The organism is Alsobacter metallidurans (genome assembly GCF_014636935.1).
Taxonomy (GTDB): domain Bacteria; phylum Pseudomonadota; class Alphaproteobacteria; order Rhizobiales; family Beijerinckiaceae; genus Alsobacter; species Alsobacter metallidurans.
Map to the genome: position 1 here is coordinate 1,402,432 of NZ_BMES01000001.1, position 22,777 is coordinate 1,425,208.

Sequence of the window (22,777 nt, forward strand, 5' to 3'; positions counted from 1 at the left end):
GCCATGAGGCTGCGCTCCGACATTTTCGTTTCCGCCTATATCCGCCGCTGCGCCGTGGAGGGCGCCCCCGCGGTGCTGCGCCGCCGCGGCGCGGCCGAGGCCGGCTCCGTGTTCGTGAAAATCGACCGCCTCGACGGAACCTGCGCGCTCTTTGGCCCGGCGCCGCAATCCTCCTTCGGGGAAGGCGAGGGCGAACGCCGCTTCGCCCGCCTCCACCCCGAACCCTTCGTCGAAATCCCCACCGCCGAGGCCCGGCTGGCGCGGGAAATCAAGTTCGATTCCGACCTCTGGATCATCGAAGTCGAAGACCGCGCCGGCCTCCCGCGGCTGGACCTCGTGGAGGTCTGAGGCGGCGCCTTTCCCTTCGCCCCGGAACGGGGAGAAGGTGGCGCGAAGCGCCGGATGAGGGGTTGGTGGCCGGGTGCGCGTCGCACACAGGCGCTCACCCCAGCCCTCTCCCCTGTTTGGGGAGAGGGGGCAGGCTGCGGCGCGTGACCGCGATTGCCCCTTTGCTCTGCCGAAGTGGCTATTCACACACTCAAACCCCCTCATCCTGAGGAACATCGCCTCTCGGCGATGTGTCTCGAAGGACGAGGGACTTCAGTTCGCGCCGGCGAATCAGCCTGCTGGAAGCCCTCGTCCTTCGAGACGCAGGCCCAAGCGGGCCTGCTCCTCAGGATGAGGGGCAATTGAGCGGCGGCGCCCGTCCCTTCGCCCCGGAACGGGGAGAAGGTGGCGCGAAGCGCCGGATGAGGGGTTGGTGGCCGGGTGCGTGGCCCAGAGAAATCCTCACCCCACCCCTCTCCCCCGTGGGGGAGAGGGGGGCAGGCTGCGGCGCGTCAGCCCACGGTCGGGCGGTAGTCCGGGGCACCCCACATGCGGGATTTTGCGGAGGCGGGGCCAGTGGCTTCGTTGGAGAGGCCGTAGTGGGTGGCGAGGCGGTCCAGGGCGATGCGCAGGACGAGTTTGGCGGAGCGGGCCGGCCAGGAGCGTTCGCGTTCCACGGTTTCAAGGCCCTTGAGGAAGCCGCAGACGTCGAGAACGACGCCGAAGAGTTCGCCGCCGAGCGCCCGGCCGGCGGCGTCGCAGCGTTGGCGGGCGGCGAGCGCGACGTCGGCGATGTGCTCGCGCGGCGGGCCGCGGCGGCCGCCGCCGGTTCCGCTCCAGTCGGCCGTGACGCGGGGCAGCATCTGGCCGAGCGTGATGTCGGCGCGCAGCCGTTCGCCGGCCTGGAACTGGGCGTCGTTGAGAAACGGCCGGCCGTCCTTGCCGGCGCGCCGGCGCAGCCAGGCGAGGGGGCTCTCGCTGTCGTCCACGAGCGCGACCTGGGCGGCGCCCTCGTAGTCGATGCCGCGCTCGGCCAGGGGACGATGCTGCGCCAGAAACTCGTGGTCGCGCGGGCCGCCCAGACGGCGGGCGCGGGCGCGGCCGGGCTCGGTCGCAACCAGCCGGCGGGTTGAACCCGCGCCCGTCCATGCGGCGAGGTCGGCCGCCACCAGCACGGCGGCCGGCTCCGCCATCGACGCCACGTCGCGCTCGGCGAGGCCGTCCCGGAATGCGGCGACGCGCAGGAGCAGGCGGTTCTCGGCGGCGCTACGCCCGGCGGCGGCGGGCTTCGCAGGATTGTTCTTAGGCACGATGTCTCTCCATCGATCTTGAAAACGGTATAAATTCTTATATCTTGAAACAACGGTCCTCCGCAAGCGACCGGTCGTCTCACTGTTTTCATCGAGAGGAGGGCCATTTTGCCCCGCCATCCTGTTCAAGCCCAAAGAATTGACGTTCGCAGGCCGGCCCGCAGGGCGATTGCGCGGCTCGTCGAGTCAGGGAGTGAATCCTATGAACGCGGCCGTATGCTGCCGCGCCTGATCCCGCTCGGGCTTGGTCGGCTGCCCGCGGCGGAGCCCGACCGCAGCCGCGCGATCCTGCGGCTGCTCGACCAGGCGCTTCGCGCCGAGCGGGCGCTCGGCCGCGCCGGCCATTGGACCTATGACCTGAACCGGCATATCGGGCTGATGCAGGCCTTCAAGGCCGAGCGCGCGCGGAGCCGCGCATGAGCGCGAAGAGCCCCTGCGGCCAGACATCCGCGCATGAAAAAGGGCGCCAGCGGCGCCCTTCATCTGCGTGTTCGCCCGGAAGGCGGTCAGCGCTTGCGGCGCTGCTGGCCAAGGCCCATCTTCTTGGCGAGGTTGGACCGCGCGGCCGCGTAGTTGGGGGCCACCATCGGATAGTCGAAGGGGAGGTTCCACTTCTCGCGGTAATCCTCGGGCGTCATGCTGTACTGCGTGCGCAGGTGGCGCTTCAGCGACTTGAATTTCTTGCCGTCTTCCAGGCAGACGATGTAGTCGGGCGTGATCGACTTCTTGACGTTCACGGCGGGCTTGGGCGCCTCGACGGGCATCTCGGGCGCAACCGTCCCAACCCTGCCGAGCGCCGCGTGGACCATGCCGATCAGGCCAGGGAGATCCGTCACCGAAACAGCGTTGTTGCTCACATAGGCGGCGACGATGTCAGCCGCGAGTTCGATATGACGGTTCTGATGCTCGTTGCTGTCCAACATGTCGCTCTCTCTTCCCCACTGCGCTTCCCGGGGTCGGCAATTCGCCGCTCCCTGGTTTCTCGGGCGCCGGTCCGGCGCCATTGCCCCACGAAAACCGGAGTTCTTGTCAGTATCGGCCAGCGTCGAACGACCCCGGCGTCTAAACTGGAGCCGTAAAGGCTGCGTGGTTCTCTTGATTATCGTCTATGTCAGACTCAAAGGTTGTGCAATACAGAAATCAAAGTTCTTTGTTGGGTTGTCTTGGCGGATGATGCGATTTGTCCCTGTTCGCGGGACCGCCGCATAGTCGTATGATCAAGCAACGAGAGCGCCGGCCAATAGGGACCGCGCCCTGCCAAGGTGGCCCGGCGATTGCCGATCCAACACGGATCCTTCGCGCCGCCCGCCCGCCGCCCGTTTCGAGAACGAAAGCGAAATCATGGATCCGGAAGACTTGGACTTGAACGACAACCGCGCGGGCGCGCCCCGACCGTTCCCGGCCGCGCCCCGCGCCGAGCGCCGGGCGCAATCGCGCACCTGGCATGGGCGCACCGTGACGGACCCCTACGGCTGGCTCAAGGCCGAGAACTGGCAGGACGTGCTGCGCGAGCCCGCTTTGCTGCCCGCCGACATTCGCGCCCACCTGGAAGCCGAGAACAGCTTCGGGGCGGCCGTGCTGGCCGGGGTTCGCGACCTGCAGGACGCCATCACGGCCGAGATGCGCGCGCGCATCAAGGAGGACGATTCGTCTGTGCCGGCGCCCGACGGCCCCTTCGCGTACCTGACCCGCTACCGGGCCGGCGATCAGCACCCGCTGGTGTGTCGCAGGCCCCGCGACGGCGGCCCAGAGACCATCATGCTGGACGGCCAGAAGCTGGCGGAGGGCAAGCCGTTTTTTCATCTCGGCCGCCGCCCCCACACGGACGACCACGCCCTGCTGGCCTGGAGCAGCGACGACACGGGGTCGGAATTCTATACGATCCGCATTCGCGATCCGCTGACCGGCGAGGACCTTCCCGACCTCATCGAGGGCGCCACCGGCGAAGTGGTGTGGGACGCGGCCGGCGCGAGTTTCCTCTACGTGAAGCTCGACGCCAACCACCGGCCGCGGCAGGTGTTCCGGCACGTGCTGGGCCGGCGGGTGGAAGACGACGCGCTGGTCTATGAGGAGCAGGCGGACGGCTGGTTCGTCGACATCGACGAAAGCCGCTCGGGCCGCTTCGCGTTTATCCAGATCAGCGATCACGAGACCACCGAGGTGCACGCGCTGGAGCGCGCCGACCTGTCGGCCGCACCCCGTTTGCTGAACAAGCGCGAGCACGAGCTGCGCTACGAAGTCGACCACTTCGGCGACCGCTTCGTGCTCCTCACCAACGCTGACGGGGCCGAGGACTTCAAGATCGTCACCGCGCCCATCGACGCGCCGCAGAAGGAGAACTGGACCGACCTCGTGCCGCACCGGCCCGGGACCATGATCCTGACGGTCGCGCCGTATCGCGACTTCCTGGTGCGCATGGAGCGGCAGGACGCCAATCCGCGCATCGTGGTGCGCGACGCCGCCGGGGCCGAGCACGCCATCGCGTTCGACGAGGAAGCCTATGCGCTGCGTCTCGCGCCCGGCTTCGAGTTCGACAGCCCGGTCGTCCGATTCGTGTATTCGTCCATGACCACCCCGGCCGAGACGTACGACTACGACATGGCCGCGCGGTCCCGCACGCTCTTGAAGCGGCAGGAAGTGCCCTCCGGCCACGACCGCGACGCCTATGTGACGCGCCGCCTGTTCGCGACCGCGCCGGACGGCGAGCGCGTGCCAATTTCGCTGCTGCACCGGGCCGACCTGGCGCTGGACGGCGCGGCGCCGTGCCTGCTCTACGGCTACGGGGCCTATGGGCACGCGATCTCGTCCGACTTCGACACCGAGTGCCTGTCGCTGGTGGACCGCGGCTTCGTTTACGCGGTGGCGCATGTGCGCGGCGGAACCGAGAAGGGCTGGCGCTGGTACACGGAAGGCAAGCGCGAAAAGAAGCCGAACACCTTCACGGACTTCATCGCGGCCGGGCGGGCGCTGTGCGAAGCCGGCTACACGGCCCCGGGCCGCATCGCCGCGCAGGGGCGCAGCGCCGGCGGCATGCTGATGGGGGCGATCGCCAACAGCGCGCCGGAGCTGTTCGCCGCCGTGCTGGCCGAGGTGCCCTTCGTGGACGTGCTCACCACCATGCTGGACGCGGACCTGCCGCTGACGCCGCCCGAATGGCCCGAATGGGGCAACCCGATCGAGAGCGCCGAGGCGTTCGACGCCATCCTGGCCTATTCGCCCGTGGACCAGGTGAGCGCGCAGCGCTACCCCGCCATCCTGGCGATCGGCGGCCTGACGGACCCGCGCGTGACCTATTGGGAGCCTGCCAAATGGGTGGCGCGCCTGCGCGAGCACGCCCTGCCGGGGAGCGGCCCCGTGGTGCTGCGCATCGACATGGATTCAGGCCACGGCGGCGCTTCGGGCCGGTTCGACCGGCTCAAGGAAGTCGCGCAAAGCTACGCCTTCGCGGTGGGCGCGGTCGAAGGACGCCTGCCGAAGCCCGCGGAGGCGTAAGAGGACGGCGCTTCGGCGCCGTTCAGGACGCGGCCGGGGAGGCCTTGTCGGGCTCGGCGGCGTCGTTGGCGGCGTCCGCGACGGCCTGCTGGCCGGACGCGGGCGCGATGAGCTCGCCGCCTTCGCCGGTTTCCACGAAACGGCGCAGCTCCGACATGGAGGCGAAGCGGTAGCGCCCCTTCTCCATCTCGGCCTCGATGCCGCCGTCCGAATACATGAAGTACTGGACGCCGCCGGACGTGTAGGTGGCCACCACGGTGGGCGGACCGGCCGGCGCGGCGGGCTCGGGAGCGGATTCGGTCTCAGGCTCGGGCTTGGCATCCGGCGTCGCCGCCTCGGGCTCGGCCGCTTCCGGCTCGGGTTCCGGACGCGCGGGAGCGGGTTCCTCGGCGCGGGCTTCCTCCGGGGAGGCCGGCGCGGGAGCGTCTTCGGCGCGCGCTTCCTGCACGGACACGGCCGAAGGCGGCTCGGCGCCCTCTGCGATGCTGCGCTCGAACTCACCGGGCTCGATCGGCGCCGGCTGACGCGGCGGGGCGGGTTCGTCGGAGGGCTGCGGGGCCAGCGCGAAGGCGGGCGCGGCGGCCGTCTCGACCGGGGAGGGCGCGCGGGCCGGCGCGGGCGGCGCCTTGGCGGGCTCGAGGTCGTCGCCGATCTCGGTGAGCGCGAGGCGGATCTTCTTCAGCTCGCGCAGCGCCGCCGCCAGCCCCAGCGTGACAAAGCCGGCCGCGAACAATGTCGCGCCCATGTGCAGCCACGCGGCGCCGCTCTCGGCCCGGATGTTGTCGGCCCCATAGAGTCCGACGGCGCCGCCGGCGAGGATCAGCAGGATGGCGAACAGGTACAAAACAACGGCCATGGCGCATCCGGCGGGGGGAACGGGCTTCAAACGATCGTGGCGTGACAGTCGTCAACGGGCCCATCCGTGTCAACCGCGCGGCCCCGATCGGGCGGCCCCGGGCTGTTGAAGGTTTGCGGCCGCGCCCCACCTTCAGGCTGTCGGGGCGATTTCCGCCGCCGACCCGGCTTCCCAGCGAGGCGGAAACAGTTTTAAGGTCCCGGCCTCTCGGCGCGCCCCCCAGCGCGCTCCCCGCTCGGGACGAAACTACGAGGAGATTGCGCCATGTCTTTCAGCTTGCCCGAACTTCCCTACTCCCATGACGCGCTGCAGCCCTACATGTCGAAGGAGACGCTGGAGTACCATCACGACAAGCATCACCTCGCTTACGTGAACAACGGCAACAACCTGCTGAAGGGCACCGAGTGGGAGGGCAAGTCCCTCGAGGAGATCGTGAAGGGCTCCTTTGGCAAGAACGCCGGCCTCTTCAACAACGCCGGCCAGCACTACAACCACCTGCATTTCTGGCAGTGGATGAAGCCCAACGGCGGCGGCGCCATCCCGGGTTCGGTCGAAAAGGCGCTGGTGGACGGCTTCGGCTCGGTGGACAAGGCCAAGGAGGAGTTCATCCAGGCCGGCGTGACGCAGTTCGGCTCCGGCTGGGCCTGGTTCGCCGTGAAGGACGGCAAGGTCGTGGTGATGAAGACCCCCAACGGCGAGAGCCCGCTGGTGCGCGGCGCGAGCCCGATCCTGGGCGTCGACGTGTGGGAGCACTCCTACTACATCGACTACCGCAACCGCCGCCCCGACTACCTCAAGGCCTTCGTCGACAACCTGGTCAACTGGGAACACGTCGAGAAGATGTACACGGAAGCCGCCAAGTAAGGCTCCTTCTCACGCACGACCGAACGGGGCCCCAGGGCCCCGTTTTGCGTTCAGGCCCGCGACACGGAGTTCAGGAACCGGTCCACGGTGTCGTGCAGGCGCTTGGACTGCTCGGCCACGTCCATTGCCGACTGGTTGACCTGCGCGGCGGACTGGTCGGTCTCGCCCACCACGGCGTCGAGCTCGCGCATGTCGGAGGCGGCGCTCTCGGTGCCCTCGGCGGCGCGCGACACGCCGGTGGCGATCTGGCTCGTCGCCGCCGCTTGCTGCTCCACCGCATGCGCGATGCCGCTGGTGAAGCCCTCGACCTCGTGCATCAGCTGCGAGATCGCCTCGATGGCGTCCACGGCCGACGCGGTCGCGCCCTGGATGGCGCCGACCTGCTCGGCGATGCGCTCGGTGGCGCGGGCGGTCTGGCCGGCGAGATTCTTCACCTCGGAGGCCACCACCGCGAAGCCCTTGCCGGACTCGCCGGCGCGCGCCGCCTCGATGGTGGCGTTCAGCGCCAGGAGGTTGGTCTGGGCTGCGATGGCCTGGATGAGGCTCACGACCTCGCCGATGTCCTGCGCCTTGCCGGCGAGGCTCTGCACGGTGGACGTGGTGGCGCGCGTGGTGCTGGAGGCGTCCACCACGACGCGGCGCGCCTTGCTCACCTGCGATTCGATCTCGGTGATCGCCGACGAAAGCTCGTCCGACGCCTTGGAGACATGCCGCACGCTCTCGGAGGCGTCGCGGCTGGCGCGTGCCGCCGTTTTGGCGCGCTTGGCCGATTCGGCCGCGATGCCCGTCATGGTGCGGGCCGCGAAGGTCATCTGCTCGCTGTTGGCCGCGACGCTGGAGAGCGCCTCGCGCACGGCCGAGCGGAATTCGGCCACCAGCGCGTCGACGCGCTGCTGCCGGCTCTGCTGGCTGGAGCGGTCGGCCTCGCTGCTTTCCTGCAGGCGGGCGCGCTCGATGGACTGGTTGCGCAGCACCTGGATGGCGCGCGCCATGGATCCGATCTCGTCGGCCCGGTCCACGCCCGGCACCGCGGTGGAGAGGTCGCCGGCCGCGAGCTGGTGCGTGGCGGCCGAAAGCGCGCCCAGCGGCCCGGTCGTCTGGCGGATGCTGACCAGCAGCGCGCCCCAGATCACCAGCGCGCTCAGCGCCCCGATCGCGGCCGCGATGGCGAGCAGCCGCATGAACATGGCCTCGATCCGCTCCGTGCCGAACTGGATCACCAGCGCGGCGCGAGACGGGGTTCCGGGCAGCATCACGCCGACCAGGGTGGCGTTGACGTCCCCGCCATGGATTTCGCCGCCCGGATTGGCGGCGGCTTCGCGCACCAGCGTCCCGATCGCGCCGTCGCTCCAGCCGGACGCCGCACGGGCGATCGTGACGCGGCCGAGCACCCCGCCTTGCGTGTCTACCACCATGGCGATGCGCACGTCGGGATCGGCCTTCACGGCGTCCAGCGCCGCCCCGAGGTCGTCGCCGCGCGCCAGCGCAACCCGCAGCGAAGGCGCCACGGCGCGCACCAGCGAGATGTTCTTGGAGTCGAATCCACCCCGGATAGCGTCACGCCCCAGAATGCTGGCTCCGGCGACGCATAGCGCGATGATCAGGACGCTCACCGTCGCGACAGCGACGATGACCGAACGATGAAATGTGCGCCGTTCGCCCTGCTGCACGGTGTGAACTCTCACGGGATCTTTCGTCACCGTAAGCACCCCCCGTAAAAGGCGGGTTAAGTTCCACCCAGCGATTGGTCACGGTTGTGCTGTGAGTTGTGTCAGGCGACGTAGTTCGAATGGGTTATTGGCCAGATGTACTGCGAAGTCTTCGCTTGCGAGATAGCAATGTTCAACGGCCCGGCATTCCGTCACGGGGTCGAGCGCGGCGAGTTCCGCGTCCGGAAATCCGGGATGGCACATCACCAGATGCGCCGGGCCGGGCGCCTGGAGGAACCGGTCGAAGTCGATCGCGTAATCGCGCTTCGGGTCGAAAGCGCTGACGCCCGAGAAGCCTTGGTTGTGCGGCAGTCCGGCGCGGTCGAGCCGCCGTCCCCAGCCGATCGCCAAGGCGGCGATCACGGTCGCCTTCACGGGCGCGACGCCCCGCGCCAGGATGGCGCCTGGCGTGTCGAAGGGATCGCGCAGCACGGGCTTGGGTTCGCCGGCCCAGCGCAGCGCCACCGCGTCGAGCAGCGCGCCGCGCACGCCCGGCAGCACATGGACATGCTGGTGGCCATCGATGTAGTCGGGCAGCCGCCCATAATGCAGCGCGAAGGCGTCGATCTGGCGCAGAATCTCGTCCCGGATTTCCACGCCGTCCAACCGAGCCGAAAAGGCGAGCGTCGCCAGCTGGTTGAACGCAGGCAATGAATCAGAACCGCAAAGCCGCCGCATGGGGCCGAGCGGCCGCCCGAGCGTCATGTTAAGGTGCAGCCCCATGTCGATCCGCCCCTCGTGCTCCCGGAGCGCCTTTGCGGCTTCGGGCCAGGCAGGTCGGTTCGTCATGGCTCCGGTGCCGGAGATCCGGCCCGCGGTCGCCAGCTCCAGAATGGCCCGGCTGACGCCGTCCGTGAGGGCGTAATCATCCGCCACGAGCGCGAAAGCGGAGGGGCGGGCGGAGGAGCGATAGGACGACATGGCGGTGGGATAGCACAAGTCCAACGACCTCGCCGTCATTGCGAGGAGCGAAGCGACGAAGCAATCCAGGCGCCGGGCGAAAAGTGCAAAGCCCAGCCTTGGGGCCCCACGCCCAGCGCCTGGATTGCTTCGCTGCGCTCGCAATGACGGGAGGGGAACAGCGGTCGCGGCTGACGACCCGATGGAACGCCGAGGGCGCGGACGCCCTTAGCTGACGCGGCGCTGACCGGGCAGGGCGGGGGCGGCGGCCGCGGCCGGCGTGGCCGGTTGACGGGGGCGCTCGGCGGCGTCGCCGCGGGGTGGGTAGGCGGCCGTGCGGGTTTTGGAGGGCTGGAGGCCCAGCATGGCTGAGACCAGGCGTTCGGCGGCGCCGGGCGAGACGCGGCGGGTGAGCTCCACCAGCGCCTGGACGCGCTCGGTGGAGTGGCCCACCAGCGGATCGCGGAACATGAAGATGCGGGTGCAGACCTCGTCCGGCACGCCAAGCGCCACGAGGGCGAGGCCGAGCGCCTCGCCGCTGCGGTCGGCCAGCAGCATGCGGACTTTTTGCGGGCTGGCGCCCAGCGCGAGGCCGAGCACCTGCGCGAAGGTGGCACCGTCGTCATAAAGCGCGGCGGTTTCCAGCGAATGGACCACCTCGTCGGACGGGGCGGTACGGCGGCGCGGCGACAGGCTCGCGGCGCGCTCGGCGTCCTCGATGATCTGGCGTCGGGCGACCTTGTCGGCCGCCAGAAACAGCACGCCGCGGTCCGCGCCCGAAAGGTCGCCGCGCGCCAGCAGGGCGGCGCCGAGGGCTTCCTCGTCGCGGGCGCGCTCCAGCAGCACGTCCAGGATGTCGGCCGGGAGGCGAAGCGCGGTGTTGGCCGCCAGCGTGACGTCGATCAGCGGATCGCACCGGTCCAGCAGCAGCCGAACGAGATCGGGATCGAGATGGGCGCGCGCCGCCACGGCGGCCGCCATCACGCGGTCGCCAACCGCCGCATAGGTGATCTGGGTGTGGGCCGGCATCCAGCGCGCGTCAGCGAGGAGGATGCGCGACGCGTCGTCGTTGCGCGCCAGAATGGCGTTGCCGACCTCGACGGGGGTGCCCGGGTAGCCGGCGAGCTTGCAAGCCACAACCAGGGCGGTGTCGAGATCCACCTGGCCGGCCAGCGTGCCGCCGATCTCGCAGAACTGCGCCGCCTCGTCGCTCGAATGCACCGGCACCGAGATGTAGAGATCGGTGAGCACCCGAAGCAGCACGGGCTTCATGTCGAGCCCTTCCTCGCGCGCGATCGCGAGCAGACCGTGCAGCTCGGGCGGTGTGATGCTGGACATGCGGGAACGCCTGAGAACGGAGGGCAACCGCGGCAGGCTAGGGCCGTCATCCTTAGCGGCGGGTTAATGCAACGGCCGAGCTTTGGTCGGTCCGCGTGCCAAAAAGCACATACTCGACGGCTAAGATGACGTTGACTGGCCTCAAGGTAAGACTCCGTTAACCAAGAGAAGCTTTTCTCACCCATGCCGCAATCGGCGGTTGGAGAGCGATAGGAGGAGTGTGATGGGTCGCGTCCTGCATTTCCAAGCTCCCGCCCGCCCGGCGCAGGAAGCCACGGAGAACCGGACTGGCGCCATGTGCCAGATCCTTTTCTTCACCGGCGTGCGCTATGAGCGCCACGCCGAGCCCCAGCACGACCCGCAGCAGCCGGACGCCACCACCCGCCGCCGCACGCGCCGCCGCAGCGCCTGACCGTATGGACCGCGATCCGCGTCCGGCGCCCGCAGCGGCGCCGCCTGCCGAAACGCGGGCCCTGTCTGGATCGAGCAATTCCCCGGCTTTTGCTGCCCCTTCTCTATTCCCTCTCGCCTCGAGCGGGACGGTCGCCGGACTGCCCACCCTCCCTTTGAGGGGGAGGGTCGCCGCGCAGCGGCGGGGTGGGGTGGAGCCGGGCGAAGGGCTCGGCGCTTTCGGTTCACCTTCCCTTTCATCCTCCTCCACTGCGCCAGTCCCCGGCTTCACCCCACCCCGCCGGGCTTCGCCCGTCGACCCTCTCCCTCAAGAGGAGGGTGGGCGCCGCGGCCGGTCCTGGATGATCGCGGCGTTTGTGCTGGCGGGATTTGTGTCGGGGTGCTCGGAGACCGGCGATCTGGGCCGGCCGAAGCCGACGCTGTGGGGGGATGCGATCTCGCCGCTGTCCGGCAAGGCTTTCGCGGCGATGCGGGGCGAGGCGGTGTCGCTGGCCCTGCTGACCGACGACGAGCAGGAACTGCGGGCGCGGGCCTATCGCTTCCTGATGCCGGCCCGCGAGCGATGGTTCTTCGACCGGACGCTGGCCGAGCTCGCGGCCGATCGGATCGTCCGGCGCGACTTGTTGCCAGCCTCCGAGGAGGCCTATTTTCAGGCGTTGATGCTGGACCTCGATCGCTCGCCCCGCGCCCGTTATCAGCGGCTGCGCGAGGATGTGGAAAACGACCGCGAGTTGATCACCGTGTTCGCCGCCGTGGTGTGCCGCGTCGCCGAGATGGACAAGGTGCGGCTGCAGGCGCTGGGCGCGATCCCCCCCGAGGAGACCTTCACCCGCGCCATGGCGTTCGCGCGCGTAGCCGAGAACGAGATGCTGGCCCGCTGGGTGGAGGAATCGGTCGACCTGCGCCTGCGCGCCTATCGCTTCGCGCTGGAGCGGCTGGTGGTGACCAGCCCGGACAAGGACGCGATCCGGGCCGAGCGCACGCTCGACGCCTTCGAGGGCTATCGTGGCCTGACGAGCCGCTGCATCGGCCCGGTTCGGGGAACCATCACGGTGACGTCGGGCGCAAACGGCGCGCGGTTTCTGCCGCGCACGGAACGCGAGCTGCCGCCGAAGTAGGGCTGGAATTCGACGAGGGCCGAAGGCCCACCCTCCCCCTCAAGGGGAGGGTGGTCAGCTGCGCTGACCGCAGGAGCAGACGCCCAATCCTAGCTCTTCTTGGCCGGCGGCAGCGCCTCCGGGCGGCACTGTGCGGTCCGGAGATGCGCTTCCGCATCGGCGGCGGCGCCGTTTTCGGGCGCAAGCGCGCGCAGGATCACGAAGCCGGTGCGGTCGGGAGAAACGAGGCGCAACTCGCGGACGGGCTCGTCCTCGGGGTCGTTGTTCTGCAGCGTCTCGAGCTGCGGCTGCGTGACGATCACCACGTCCATGAGGCCACGCACGGCGCTGCGGTCCGTAAGGGCGTAGAACACGCCGCCCATGCTGCGATGAAAGCCCATGCTGAGGAAGATCTCGCCCGCATTGGCCTGCACGCGGACCGGGCCCGACGCGAGATCGTAGCGGCAGACGGCCGTGGCGGTGGCGGGGTCGCGGAAGGGCAGGGGGTTCGGGCCCGGCAGGGCGGCGGGCAGGAGCTTCACCACGTGCCGGTCCGCGAAGGCCGCGAGGCGCGCGTCGGCGTTCTGGGCCGCGAAGCTCGGCAGCGCAAGCATGGAGGCGAGGTGCACGATGGCGGCCAGCACCAGGCCGAGCAGCCCCACATAGGCGGCGCGCTTCAGGGAGCCGCTCATGTGCAGGCTCCCCGCTCGATGCGCGGCACGGCGGCGGGATCGATGCGCGAGCCGACGACGCTGACGGGCGTGTCGTAGAGGCGCAGCGCGAGGTCGAAACGGCCCTCGCCGCTGAGCGGCAGCCAGTTGCCGGGCCGCGCCTCGCGCGAGGCCTCGATGGCGAAGAGGCCGGCGGCGTCGCGCACCACCTCGGCGGAGGTGAAACCGTAGCGCCGGGCCGGATTGTCGAGCAGCAGGCCGCCCGGCGTCTGCGCGGTCAACGTCCAGTAGCGCGCCTGCGGGGTGCGGCCGTGGATGCGGTAGGCGCAGCGCGCGATCAACGGATTTCCGGCGCTGTCGCGCCGCGCCGTGAACACGAGCCCTTCGCCGAGCCCGAGCGGCGCCTCGCCGCTGCGCGCCACCGACGCGCGGGTATAGGGGTCGGCGTCGAGTGCGCCGGTGCGCGGCCACGCGGTCCAGGGGCCGGCCTCAACGGCGCCGAACGAGACGTTGCGGGCCACCGCGAACCACGTCGCCCCGAGGCCGCCGACGAGGCCGATGGCCAGAACGGCGAGCACGGACGGCAGCAGCGTGCGGCGGCGGCGCGGGGACGCCTCGGCCTGAAGGGCGGCGCGCGGCGCGCGCAGTGCGAAATCGGTCATCGGAGCGGCTTACTGGGAGGCGATCCGGCCGCCGACGGAGCGGACGGGATCGGCGGCGGCGCGGCGCGGCTGCGCCTCCGGCTCCAGGAAGGCCGAGTTGGCGCCGCGGCGGGTTGAAAGGGTGCGGAACAGCGTGTCGATGCCCCCGATGGCCTCCAGCGCGCGGGGGTTCAGGACGGCCGGGCGCTGGGCGCCAAGAACCTCGAAGGGCTTGCCCTCGCCATTCGCCGCCACCGCCGCGCCCTTGGGCTCCGCGATGGCAGGGATGCCCGGAATGGGCTTCAACTCGACGCTCTGGTGCGCGGGCGCCATCATCTCGTGCCAGGTCATGGCCGGCAGCGAGCCGCCCGTCATCTTGTTGGTGGACTGGTAGTCGTCGTTGCCGAACCACACGGCCGCCACGAGGTTGCCGGTGAAGCCGACGAACCAGGCGTCCCGGTAGGCGTTGGTGGTGCCGGTCTTGCCGCCGACGCGCACGCCGGGCAGCATCGCCTTCTTGCCGGTGCCTTCCTCCACGACCTTCACGAGCATGGAGTTCATGTCGGCGATCACGTTGGCGTTGATGATCTGCCGCGGCGCCGGCAGGTCGCGGTCGTGGCGGAAGATCACGTCGCCATGCGAGTTGCGGATCTCGACGGTCGCGTAGGGATCCGCGCGCTTGCCGCCATTGGCGAACACCGCGTAGGCGGCCGTCATGTCCATCACGGTGACCTCCGCCGCCCCGATCGGCAGCGACACCGTGTCGGCCAACGGCGTGTTCAGCCCCATCAGGCGGCAGATCTCGATGATTCGGGCGCGGCCGGCCTTGTTGTTGTCGCCGCCGATGGCCGAGGCGAGCTGCACCGGGATGGTGTTGATGGACTTCGCCAGCGCGGTGGAGAGCGGCATGGAGCCCGCATAGGAGCGGCCGTAGTTGTTGGGGCACCAGTTGCCGATGCACACCGGCCGGTCCGTGACCGTTGTGGTCGGCTTGAATTTCCCCGTCAGCAGGGCCGCCGTGTAGACAAACGGCTTGAACGACGAGCCCGGCTGGCGCAGCGCGTCCGTGGCGCGGTTGAACTGGCTGGCGCCGTAGTCGCGCCCGCCCACCATGGCCCGCACGGCGCCGTCCGGGTCCATCACCACGGTTGCGCCCTGCTTGGCGTCGTAGCTGTCGCCATACTGGCGCAGCATCGATTCCATGGCGGTGTCGGCCTGCTTTTGCACCTGCAGGTCGGCGGCGGTGCGCACCGTGAGCACCCGGTCGGAGCCGAGCTTGCCGTCGTCCGAGAGGCGCTTCACCTCCGCGAAGGCCCAGTCGAGGTAGAAGTCCGGGCTCGCCTCGCGCTTGCGGTCCACCGGCGTCGCCGGGTTGCGCCGCGCCGCATAGACCTGCCCTTCGGTGAGGAAGCCGGCGTCCACCATGTTGGAAAGCACGTCAGCCGCACGGGCGCGGGCGGCCGGCAGGTTGTTGTGCGGCGCGTATTTGGTCGGCGCCTTGAACAGGCCCGCCAGCATGGCGGCCTCGCTCAGGCTCACATCCTTGATCGACTTCCCGAAATAGAACTCCGCCGCCGCCTGCGCGCCGAACGAGCCGCCGCCCATGTAGGCGCGATCGAGATAGAGCTTCAGGATCTCGCGCTTTGTGAGGTGGAACTCCAGCCACAGCGCCAGGAACGCTTCCTTGATCTTGCGCTCCAGCGAGCGCTCGTTGGACAGGAACAGGTTCTTGGCCAGCTGCTGCGTCAGCGACGAGCCGCCCTGCACCACGCCGGAGGCGCGGGCGTTCACCGAGATGGCCCGCATGGTGCCGATCACGTCGATGCCGAAATGCTCGTAGAAGCGCCGGTCCTCGGTGGCCAGCACGGCCTTGATGAAGTGATCAGGGAAATCGTCCAGCGACACCGAATCGTCGTGCCGGATCCCGCGCCGCCCGATTTCCTGGCCGTAGCGGTCCAGGAAGGTGACGGCGAGATCCTGCTTCTTGAGCCAGTCGTCGCCGCCCACCTCGCGAAACGCCGGCAGCGCAAGCGTGAGCATGACCAAGAGCCCGCCGACGCCCAGCGTCAGAGCCTCGCCGGCGACTTCCACGCCGACCCGCTTGGCGCCGCGCACCTGCAGCCGGTCAAGCGCCTCCGAATAGCGCGCATAAAGCTCGCCGAACTTGCGGCCGCCCTCGTTCAGCGAAAACGCCGTCCAGGAATCGAACGCCTCGAACCCGCGCACGATTCGCCGCCAGATCGAGCTCTTGCCGCGAAACTCCACCGCTACCGTCCGCCTTCGACCCGCACCGCGCCGCCCGTTTACACTCTAGCAACGAAAACCCGGCCGCGCGAGATCGGGTTGCAGGGCGCGCGGCCCACGCTTTCGGCGTAGTGGCGAGCGGAGGCGCGTCGAATCCGCATGAACCCTGCGCGCATCCCGCGCCTCGGCCGCATGGCGGGGCGGGGCGGCGGATGCTATGGAGCCGGCGATGACGGATGACGCCACCCCTCCCGCCGCGCCGTTCTGGCGCACCACCGCGCTGGACGACATGACGGCCGAGCAGTGGGAGAGCCTGTGCGACGGCTGCGGCCGCTGCTGCCTGGTGAAGCTCGAGGACGAGGACACCGGCCAGATCCACGCCACCGACATCAGCTGCAGGCTGTTCGACGCAGGCGCGTGCCGGTGCCGCGACTACGAGAACCGAACCAGCGTGGTGCCGGACTGCGTCGGCCTGACCCCCCACGAGGTGCGCACGCTGCCATGGCTGCCGCCGACCTGCGGCTACCGGCTGGTGGCGGAGGGCCAGGACCTCGCCTGGTGGCACCCGCTCGTGTCGGGCACGCCGGACACGGTGCGCGAGGCCGGCGTCTCGGTGCACGGCAAGGTCTTCGCCGGGGAGGACGAGATCGCGATCGAGGACGTGGTCGACCGCATCAAGCGCTGGCCGCTGCAATGGCCCAAGGGGGCCAGGACAGGCCTCAAAGCCCGCCCGAAGACCCGCTGAGCGCCCTGGGCTGCGCACGGGCGCGGCCGCATGCTTTCCAGTATCTCACTTAAACTAGGAAAAACATCCTTGACAGCGTAACGCTCTCTGGATAAGATGGCTTCATTCTCCAGAGTTGCGAGCGGACAAAGCGGCCAGGTTCCTTGGCCATCCGCGGCCGGGTCTTCTTTTCGAAGGCGCGTCTTCATAGGAGCATTTTCAGCATGACGTTGCCAGCCAACACCCAGCCGAACAGTCGGGGCAGCCTGGGTCCGGACGCGCCCGACAGCCTCACGGCTCGCCGCAGCCCCGGCGACCACCCTCCGCCAAGCCGCAAGGAGGCGCTTTTGTCGCGCCTCTGGGCCGCGGCCGAAACCCAGGTGACCAAGATCGAGCAGCGCAGCCGCGACATTCCGGGCGGCGGCAACCTCGAGCACGAGGCCAAGGCGCTCGCGGTGCTCTGCCGCGTGCTCAAGGAACTGCCCACCGAAGACGACATCGCCCGGGACAAGGCGCGCGCGGAACCGGAGATCGACGATGGAGACCGCGACGCCGACGAGTTCCGCGAAGAGCTTGCGCGACACCTTTCTCGAATTGCACGAGAACGGGAAGCTGAACTCGCTCTTGAGCGAGGCGAGCCCGGGGATCCTGCGGCACTGGATGACGCAGTGGGACCTTTGGGGTCGGCCTGACCAGCAGCCGCCCGCGGCCGCGCAGGGCGGTGGGCCATGGTCGGTGTGGCTCATCCTGGGCGGCCGCGGCGCGGGCAAGACGCGCGCCGGGGCCGAGTGGGTGAGGGCGCTGGCTACCGGCCGCAAGCCGGTCGGCCGCATCGCGCTGCTGGGCGAAACCTTCGCGGATGTGCGCGACGTGATGGTGGAGGGGCCTTCCGGCATCCTCGCCGTTCACCCGCGCGACAAGCGGCCCCGGTGGGAATCCTCCCGCCGCCGGCTCGCCTGGCCCAATGGAGCGGTGGCGCACGCCTTCTCGGCCGAGGACCCCGAAAGCCTGCGCGGCCCCCAGTTCGGGGCCGCCTGGCTGGACGAACTCGCCAAGTGGCGGCAGGCCCGCGAGACCTGGGACATGCTGCAATTCGGCATGCGCCTGGGCGACCGGCCGCGCCAGCTCGTCACCACTACGCCACGGCCCTTGCCGCTGCTGAAGGAGATCCTGGCCGATCCGCACACGGCGGTGTGCCGGGCCTCCACGGCCGCCAACCGGGCGTTTCTGGCGCCAGGCTTCATCGACATGATGGCGCGCCGCTATGGCGGCACGCGGCTCGGCCGGCAGGAACTCATGGGCGAGATTCTGGAAGAGCGGCAGGACGCGCTATGGAGCCGCGACCTCATCGAAAGCTGCCGCGAGGCCGAGGCCCCGGCGGGGCTCACCCGGATCGTCGTGGCCGTGGACCCGCCGGCCTCCTCCTCCAAGCGCGCCGACGCCTGCGGAATCGTGGCCGCCGGCATTGACGCCGACGGCGTGGTGCACGTGCTGGCCGACGCCACGCTGGCGGGCGTCCGCCCGGCCGCATGGGCGGCGGCCGCCTGCGCGCTGGTGCGCCGGCTGGAGGCCGACGCCCTCGTGGTGGAGGTGAACCAGGGCGGCGAAATGGCCCAGGCCGTGCTGGCCGAAGCCGGCCCCGGCGTACCGGTGACCCCGGTGCGCGCCGCCCGCGGCAAGCACCTGCGCGCTGAGCCGGTCGCCCACCTCTACGAACGCGGCCGCGTCCGCCACGCCGGGAGCTTTCCCGACCTGGAAGACGAACTCTGCGACTTCGGCCCCACCGCGACCGGCTTCGGCCTCTCCAACGGCCGTTCGCCCGACCGAATGGACGCGCTGGTCTGGGCCGTCACCGCGCTCGCGCTGGGAGCCAAGACGGCGGAGCCGCGCGTGCGGCGGATGTGAAGCGCCTCCCTCTCCCGCCTGCGGGAGAGGGGCAGGGGTGAGGGCCTTCGCCGCCGCTCCAATCGCAGTATCGAGACCCGTCGCGCCACCCTCACCCCTGCCCCTCTCCCACGGCGTGGGAGAGGGGAGCATCCTGGAGAACCCTTTCATGTCATCCTTGCTGTCGCGCCTCATGGGGCGCGGGGGGCGCGTCGCTGCGCCGGTTTCGGCGCCGCACGCGAAGGCGTCCCGCACCGGGCCGCTCATCGCCTTTCCCAGCATCGGCCGGCCCGTGTGGACGCCGCGCGACTATGCGGCGCTGGCGCGCGAGGGCTACCAGCGCAACGCCGTGGTGTATCGGGCGGTGCGTATGGTGGCCGAGGCCGCCGCCAGCGTGCCCCTTCTCGTCTACCGCGACGGGCGCGAGGAGCCGGACCATCCGCTCGCCCGCCTGCTGGCGCGACCCAACCCGCGCGACGCCTCGGCGGCGCTGTTCGACGCGCTCTATGGCCACCTGCTGGTGGCCGGCAACGCCTATCTGGAGCTCGCCAGCGTGCGGGGCGAGCCGCGCGAGCTCTATGCGCTGCGGCCGGACCGCATGAAGGTGGTGCCCGGGCCGGACGGCTGGGCCCAGGCCTACGACTACACGGTGGGCGCCCGCACGGTGCGCTTCGCGCAAGATCACCGGGACGGGGGAGACGGCCCGCCGCCGATCCTGCATCTCACCCTGTTCAACCCGCTGGACGACCACTACGGCTTCGCCCCCACGGAAGCCGCCGCCGTGGCGCTCGACATCCACAACGCCGCCGGGGCGTGGAACAAGGCGCTGCTGGACAACGCCGCCCGGCCCTCCGGCGCGCTGGTCTATGCCGGGGCGGCGGGCATGAACCTGTCGGACGAGCAGTTCGATCGCATCAAGGAGGAGCTGGAGGCGAGCTTCCAGGGCGCGGCCAACGCCGGCCGCCCGCTGCTGCTGGAGGGCGGCCTGGACTGGAAGCCGCTGTCCATGAGCCCCAAGGACATGGACTTCATCCAGGCCAAGGCGGCCGCCGCCCGCGAAATCGCGCTCGCCTTCGGCGTGCCGCCCATGCTGCTCGGCCTGCCGGGCGACAACACCTATTCCAATTACGCCGAAGCCAACCGGAGCTTCTGGCGCCAGACCGTGATCCCGCTGGTCACCCGCACGGCCGCGAGCCTGGCCCACTGGCTCGCCCCCGCCTTTGACGGCGCCCTTCGCCTGGAGCCCGACCTCGACGGCGTCGACGCCCTCGCCCCCGAGCGCGAGGCCCTGTGGGCGCGCATCGGCGCGGCCGGCTTCCTCACGGATGACGAGAAACGCGAGGCGGTGGGGTATGGGGCAAAGCCCGCCTCCGCCCGGCCGGGGGCCGGCAAGGGCGGCTGGGGCGGGGTGGACCCGCTGCCCGGTGATGTCGTGGCGAGCCCGGCCGGAGGGGACGGCCTCGGCGGCGGGGGCGGCGGAAGCTGGCAGAACCAGCCGCGTGTGCCGGCCGGGAACCCGGAGGGCGGGCAGTGGACGGATGGGAGTGGAGAAGGTCAAACCAACCGTCGCTGAAAGAGAGGCAGGTTGGGTATCCGCGTCGCTCGAAAGTCGGTGCAAACGACAACTTGAGCGAGATACATTTCAATGTCGGATGGTTGGCCTAGCCTCTTGCTATCGTCACGCCATGGAACGCTATGCTGCGTGTTTGCGCGGTAAGCCGATCCCTTCACTTAACTATTGAGTAATAAATGATCATCACACAAAAAGTCATCGACATCATCAAAAGTTCTGACGAAAAGGTAACCGTCAGCATTTTTGCGCCTGAGCGTCTGAAGAAAGACTGGTCGTGCCGATACGAGATTCAATGGCCAAATGAAAAAACAACGCGTCGAGCCCACGGTCTAGACTCTGCGCAAGCTTTAGTCTTGGCGATATATATGGTTGGGACTGATTTGTATTGCAGTGATTTTCACAAAAACGGAAGGATGGTTGTCGAGGGAAGACCGGGGGGATTCGGCTTCCCCATACCCCGTATCATCAGGGACGACATTCCAGGATATGAAGACATGTAGCCAAACGGCTCCGGCTGCATAACAGACCGGCCCGCCGCGGCGGCGGGCGCGAACCTCTCGGACGAGCAGTTCGACCGCCTGAAAGAGGAGCTGGAGGCCGGCTTCCAGGGCGCGGCCAACGCCGGCCGCCCTTTGCTGCTGGAAGGCGGACTGGACTGGAAGCCGCTCTCCATGACCCCCAAGGACATGCACTTCATCCAGGCCAAGGCGGCCGCCGCCCGCGAGATCGCGCTGGCTTTCGGCGTGCCGCCGATGCTGCTCGGCCTGCCGGGCGACAACACCTATTCCAACTACGCCGAAGCCAATCGCAGCTTCTGGCGCCAGACGGCGCGCCGGGCCTGCCCGGCTCGCCGCATCCAGGACTCTTTGGATTCCGCTGGTCACCCGCACGGCCGCGAGCCTGGCCCATTGGCTCGGCCCCGCCTTCGACGGCGCCCTTCGCCTGGAGCCCGACCTCGACGGCGTCGACGCGCTGGCCCCCGAGCGCGAAGCGCTATGGGCGCGCATCGGCGCGGCGGGCTTCCTCACGGATGACGAGAAACGCGAGGCGGTGGGGTACGGGGCGAAGCCACAGCCGGCCGCGCCGCCGGCCGGTAAGGGCGGCCGGGGCGGGGTAGGCTCTCTGCCGGGAGACGTCGTGGCGAGTCCGACGGCGGCAAAGGGGCCACTGGATCGGACGTCCGATCAGCGCTCCAGCCCTCCGTCTCAAGCCGCGCAATAGCGATCCCACATCATGTTGCGAAAAAGGGCTTTCGGATCGTGGCGCCGTTTCGTTTCGATGAACGCGGGAAGGGCTGGGTATGCAGCCAACACCTGGCGCCGCGACGCGTGAAGGCGATAGGGCAGGTAAAATGAGCCCCCGTGCGACAACGCCAAGTCGATCAGCCCGGTTGTCATGGACTGCATGCCGGCTTCCGCGTCCGCCGTCAGTTGTTGCGAAAACGACATGACGGCCGCGATACGCTCCTCTGGCGCATAGGCCAGAACGCTGTCGCGGTCCGCCCGAACATACCTCAGGGTGACGTTGAGCAGATCGCCGCCGCCAGCTGGGATGATCCGGCCGCAGCCATCGAGGAATGCGGCCAGGTGGGCCGGCGGGACAAAATACTCGTGCAGGATGTCCGTCCTGCCCCGCGTGGTGTTGCGAAGCGCAGAGACCGGCTCGTTGAGCAGGGCGTTGCGTGCATAAAGGCCCGAAGCCAGAGCCGGCCCCAGCGCTGTCTCGGCGAACCATCGCGCGCGTTTCCCCCAGTCGGAGCCGACCTGGGCGCGGTAGACGGCCCGAGTGAGGGAAGGCGGCAGGCGACGACCTGGCGTCGCGTCGTCAAGACGGTGCGGCGAGGTCGGCGTCGTCGCTAAGGCGACGAGCAACGCCTGCTTGAGGAAATGGGCTCGATCCACGGAGAGCCGACCGTAGATCATCCGCGTTTTCGGATCCGAGACGCCCGCCATGAAGGCCGTGGCCAGCTTGTCGAACGAAGTCGTCGTGAACCGAGGCTGCAGGGCCTCGTTCGGAACCATCGCGAGTTCGAGGTCCAAAATGACGCCAAGGAGTCCATAGCCGCCCATGGCGTGACGAAAAAGCTCTTGGTTCTCGGTGCGGGAACAGCGCAGGACCGTCCCGTCGGCGAGCATCAGGGTGACAGCCTCCACGGTGGAACCGTGCGGGGCAAACGGCGCAGGCCAACCATGGGCGTTGACGCTGAAGGTCGCCGCTACGCCGAAGTCGTGATTGGACTGCATGACGGCGGGCGAAAAGCCGGCGCGGTCGAGTCTCGCGATCACGTCTCGCCAGCGGGCGCCTGCTGACACGCGGTATCGCAGTCTGGCGGTATCGAGATCCAGTTCAACAGCCGGAAGGCTTGCCGCTGTTCCGCCGGCCGCAAGGCTCTGCCCGCCCATGGAGTGCCGGGCGGCGCCGACCGTGAACGGGCGGCCAGCGGCGGCTGCGTCGCGAAGCTCAGCCCGGAGCAGATCACGCAGACGCCCCGGGGTCTCGGCCGCGGATGGCGCCCATGTCTTGGCGACGGAAGTGGGATTCAACCCGCTGGCGTCGTTCAGCACGAAGGCCGGCGCTTTCGTCGCCAGCGCGGGGCGCGCAAGCGCCGCCGCGGTCGCGCCAAGGACAATGCCCCTCCGGCTAAAAGAAATCATGGCGCGGTCTGCCATTTAAGATTCAAAAATTGATTGTTGCCGCTGTCCTGTCGTGCCGCAAGGCGCCGACGCAGGTTTCAGA

General features: G+C 69.5%; 21 protein-coding genes and 1 pseudogene. 12 read left to right on the forward strand and 10 right to left on the reverse strand.

Features of this window, described 5'->3' with window-relative positions; genetic code table 11:
* Positions 1-3 precede the first annotated feature (3 nt).
* Positions 4-348, forward strand: a complete 345-nt coding sequence (locus IEV99_RS06210; protein WP_188516810.1) for a DUF1491 family protein — start codon at positions 4-6, stop codon at positions 346-348.
* 491 nt (positions 349-839) lie between these two features.
* Here IEV99_RS06210 and IEV99_RS06215 read toward each other — a convergent pair whose 3' ends face one another.
* Entirely contained in the window at positions 840-1,637 is a 798-nt protein-coding gene (locus tag IEV99_RS06215; protein ID WP_188516811.1) for a DUF6456 domain-containing protein, read from the reverse strand.
* Between the two features lie 108 nt (positions 1,638-1,745).
* Here IEV99_RS06215 and IEV99_RS06220 point away from each other — a divergent pair, with 108 nt between their 5' ends.
* The gene (locus tag IEV99_RS06220; RefSeq protein ID WP_280514634.1) at positions 1,746-2,057 is read left to right on the forward strand and encodes a DUF6477 family protein; all 312 of its coding nucleotides are present in this window, start codon (positions 1,746-1,748) and stop codon (positions 2,055-2,057) included.
* A gap of 86 nt (positions 2,058-2,143) precedes the next feature.
* Here IEV99_RS06220 and IEV99_RS06225 read toward each other — a convergent pair whose 3' ends face one another.
* Complete coding sequence (locus IEV99_RS06225) at positions 2,144-2,560, reverse strand: Ros/MucR family transcriptional regulator (protein ID WP_188516813.1); 417 nt, start codon at positions 2,558-2,560, stop codon at positions 2,144-2,146.
* Between the two features lie 418 nt (positions 2,561-2,978).
* On the opposite strand from IEV99_RS06225, the gene IEV99_RS06230 reads away from it, so the two are divergent.
* Positions 2,979-5,129 (forward strand): S9 family peptidase, encoded by a 2,151-nt coding sequence (locus IEV99_RS06230; protein WP_188516814.1) that lies wholly within the window; start codon positions 2,979-2,981, stop codon positions 5,127-5,129.
* A gap of 22 nt (positions 5,130-5,151) precedes the next feature.
* Here IEV99_RS06230 and IEV99_RS06235 read toward each other — a convergent pair whose 3' ends face one another.
* Positions 5,152-5,985 carry a hypothetical protein gene (locus IEV99_RS06235; RefSeq protein ID WP_188516815.1) on the reverse strand — a complete coding sequence of 278 codons (834 nt, stop codon included), beginning with the start codon at positions 5,983-5,985 and terminating at the stop codon, positions 5,152-5,154.
* 264 nt (positions 5,986-6,249) lie between these two features.
* Here IEV99_RS06235 and IEV99_RS06240 point away from each other — a divergent pair, with 264 nt between their 5' ends.
* Positions 6,250-6,849, forward strand: coding sequence for a superoxide dismutase (locus IEV99_RS06240; protein WP_188516816.1), 600 nt, complete (start codon positions 6,250-6,252; stop codon positions 6,847-6,849).
* A 50-nt stretch (positions 6,850-6,899) separates the two neighbouring features.
* Here IEV99_RS06240 and IEV99_RS06245 read toward each other — a convergent pair whose 3' ends face one another.
* From IEV99_RS06245 to IEV99_RS06255, 3 genes are all read right to left on the reverse strand, one after another.
* Positions 6,900-8,534, reverse strand: coding sequence for a methyl-accepting chemotaxis protein (locus IEV99_RS06245; RefSeq protein WP_188516817.1), 1,635 nt, complete (start codon positions 8,532-8,534; stop codon positions 6,900-6,902).
* Between the two features lie 63 nt (positions 8,535-8,597).
* Positions 8,598-9,503 carry a ChbG/HpnK family deacetylase gene (locus IEV99_RS06250; RefSeq protein WP_188516818.1) on the reverse strand — a complete coding sequence of 302 codons (906 nt, stop codon included), beginning with the start codon at positions 9,501-9,503 and terminating at the stop codon, positions 8,598-8,600.
* Between the two features lie 183 nt (positions 9,504-9,686).
* Positions 9,687-10,796: a DUF2336 domain-containing protein gene (locus IEV99_RS06255; RefSeq protein WP_188516819.1), complete on the reverse strand. Its 1,110-nt coding sequence runs from the start codon at positions 10,794-10,796 to the stop codon at positions 9,687-9,689.
* Positions 10,797-11,019: 223 nt separating this feature from the next.
* Here IEV99_RS06255 and IEV99_RS06260 point away from each other — a divergent pair, with 223 nt between their 5' ends.
* Positions 11,020-11,208: a hypothetical protein gene (locus tag IEV99_RS06260; protein WP_188516820.1), complete on the forward strand. Its 189-nt coding sequence runs from the start codon at positions 11,020-11,022 to the stop codon at positions 11,206-11,208.
* A gap of 340 nt (positions 11,209-11,548) precedes the next feature.
* Positions 11,549-12,325 (forward strand): hypothetical protein, encoded by a 777-nt coding sequence (locus IEV99_RS06265; RefSeq protein ID WP_188516821.1) that lies wholly within the window; start codon positions 11,549-11,551, stop codon positions 12,323-12,325.
* 89 nt (positions 12,326-12,414) lie between these two features.
* Here IEV99_RS06265 and IEV99_RS06270 read toward each other — a convergent pair whose 3' ends face one another.
* From IEV99_RS06270 to IEV99_RS06280, 3 genes are read right to left on the reverse strand one after another with little or no spacing between them, the layout of a single operon-like run.
* Entirely contained in the window at positions 12,415-12,996 is a 582-nt protein-coding gene (locus IEV99_RS06270; RefSeq protein WP_188516822.1) for a DUF1254 domain-containing protein, read from the reverse strand.
* A complete protein-coding gene (locus tag IEV99_RS06275) occupies positions 12,993-13,637 on the reverse strand; it encodes a DUF1214 domain-containing protein (RefSeq protein ID WP_188516823.1) in 645 nt (214 codons plus the stop codon). Before IEV99_RS06275 ends, IEV99_RS06270 begins: the two co-directional genes overlap by 4 nt.
* A gap of 9 nt (positions 13,638-13,646) precedes the next feature.
* Complete coding sequence (locus IEV99_RS06280; RefSeq protein WP_188516824.1) at positions 13,647-15,881, reverse strand: transglycosylase domain-containing protein; 2,235 nt, start codon at positions 15,879-15,881, stop codon at positions 13,647-13,649.
* Positions 15,882-16,089: 208 nt separating this feature from the next.
* Between IEV99_RS06280 and IEV99_RS06285 the strand changes: the two genes are divergently transcribed.
* From IEV99_RS06285 to IEV99_RS06305, 6 genes and pseudogenes are all read left to right on the forward strand, one after another.
* Positions 16,090-16,605, forward strand: a complete 516-nt coding sequence (locus tag IEV99_RS06285; protein ID WP_188516825.1) for a YcgN family cysteine cluster protein — start codon at positions 16,090-16,092, stop codon at positions 16,603-16,605.
* A 203-nt stretch (positions 16,606-16,808) separates the two neighbouring features.
* Positions 16,809-17,276: a hypothetical protein gene (locus IEV99_RS23725; RefSeq protein ID WP_244643606.1), complete on the forward strand. Its 468-nt coding sequence runs from the start codon at positions 16,809-16,811 to the stop codon at positions 17,274-17,276.
* A complete protein-coding gene (locus IEV99_RS06290) occupies positions 17,245-18,489 on the forward strand; it encodes a DNA-packaging protein (protein ID WP_244643608.1) in 1,245 nt (414 codons plus the stop codon). Before IEV99_RS23725 ends, IEV99_RS06290 begins: the two co-directional genes overlap by 32 nt.
* A gap of 148 nt (positions 18,490-18,637) precedes the next feature.
* Positions 18,638-20,041: a phage portal protein gene (locus IEV99_RS06295; RefSeq protein ID WP_188516827.1), complete on the forward strand. Its 1,404-nt coding sequence runs from the start codon at positions 18,638-18,640 to the stop codon at positions 20,039-20,041.
* A gap of 176 nt (positions 20,042-20,217) precedes the next feature.
* Positions 20,218-20,541, forward strand: coding sequence for a DUF6968 family protein (locus IEV99_RS06300; RefSeq protein WP_188516828.1), 324 nt, complete (start codon positions 20,218-20,220; stop codon positions 20,539-20,541).
* 27 nt (positions 20,542-20,568) lie between these two features.
* A pseudogene (locus IEV99_RS06305) lies at positions 20,569-21,100 on the forward strand (phage portal protein); the annotation flags it as partial.
* A 146-nt stretch (positions 21,101-21,246) separates the two neighbouring features.
* On the opposite strand, the gene IEV99_RS06310 reads toward IEV99_RS06305, so the two are convergent.
* Complete coding sequence (locus IEV99_RS06310; RefSeq protein WP_244643610.1) at positions 21,247-22,710, reverse strand: FAD-binding oxidoreductase; 1,464 nt, start codon at positions 22,708-22,710, stop codon at positions 21,247-21,249.
* Positions 22,711-22,777 lie beyond the last annotated feature (67 nt).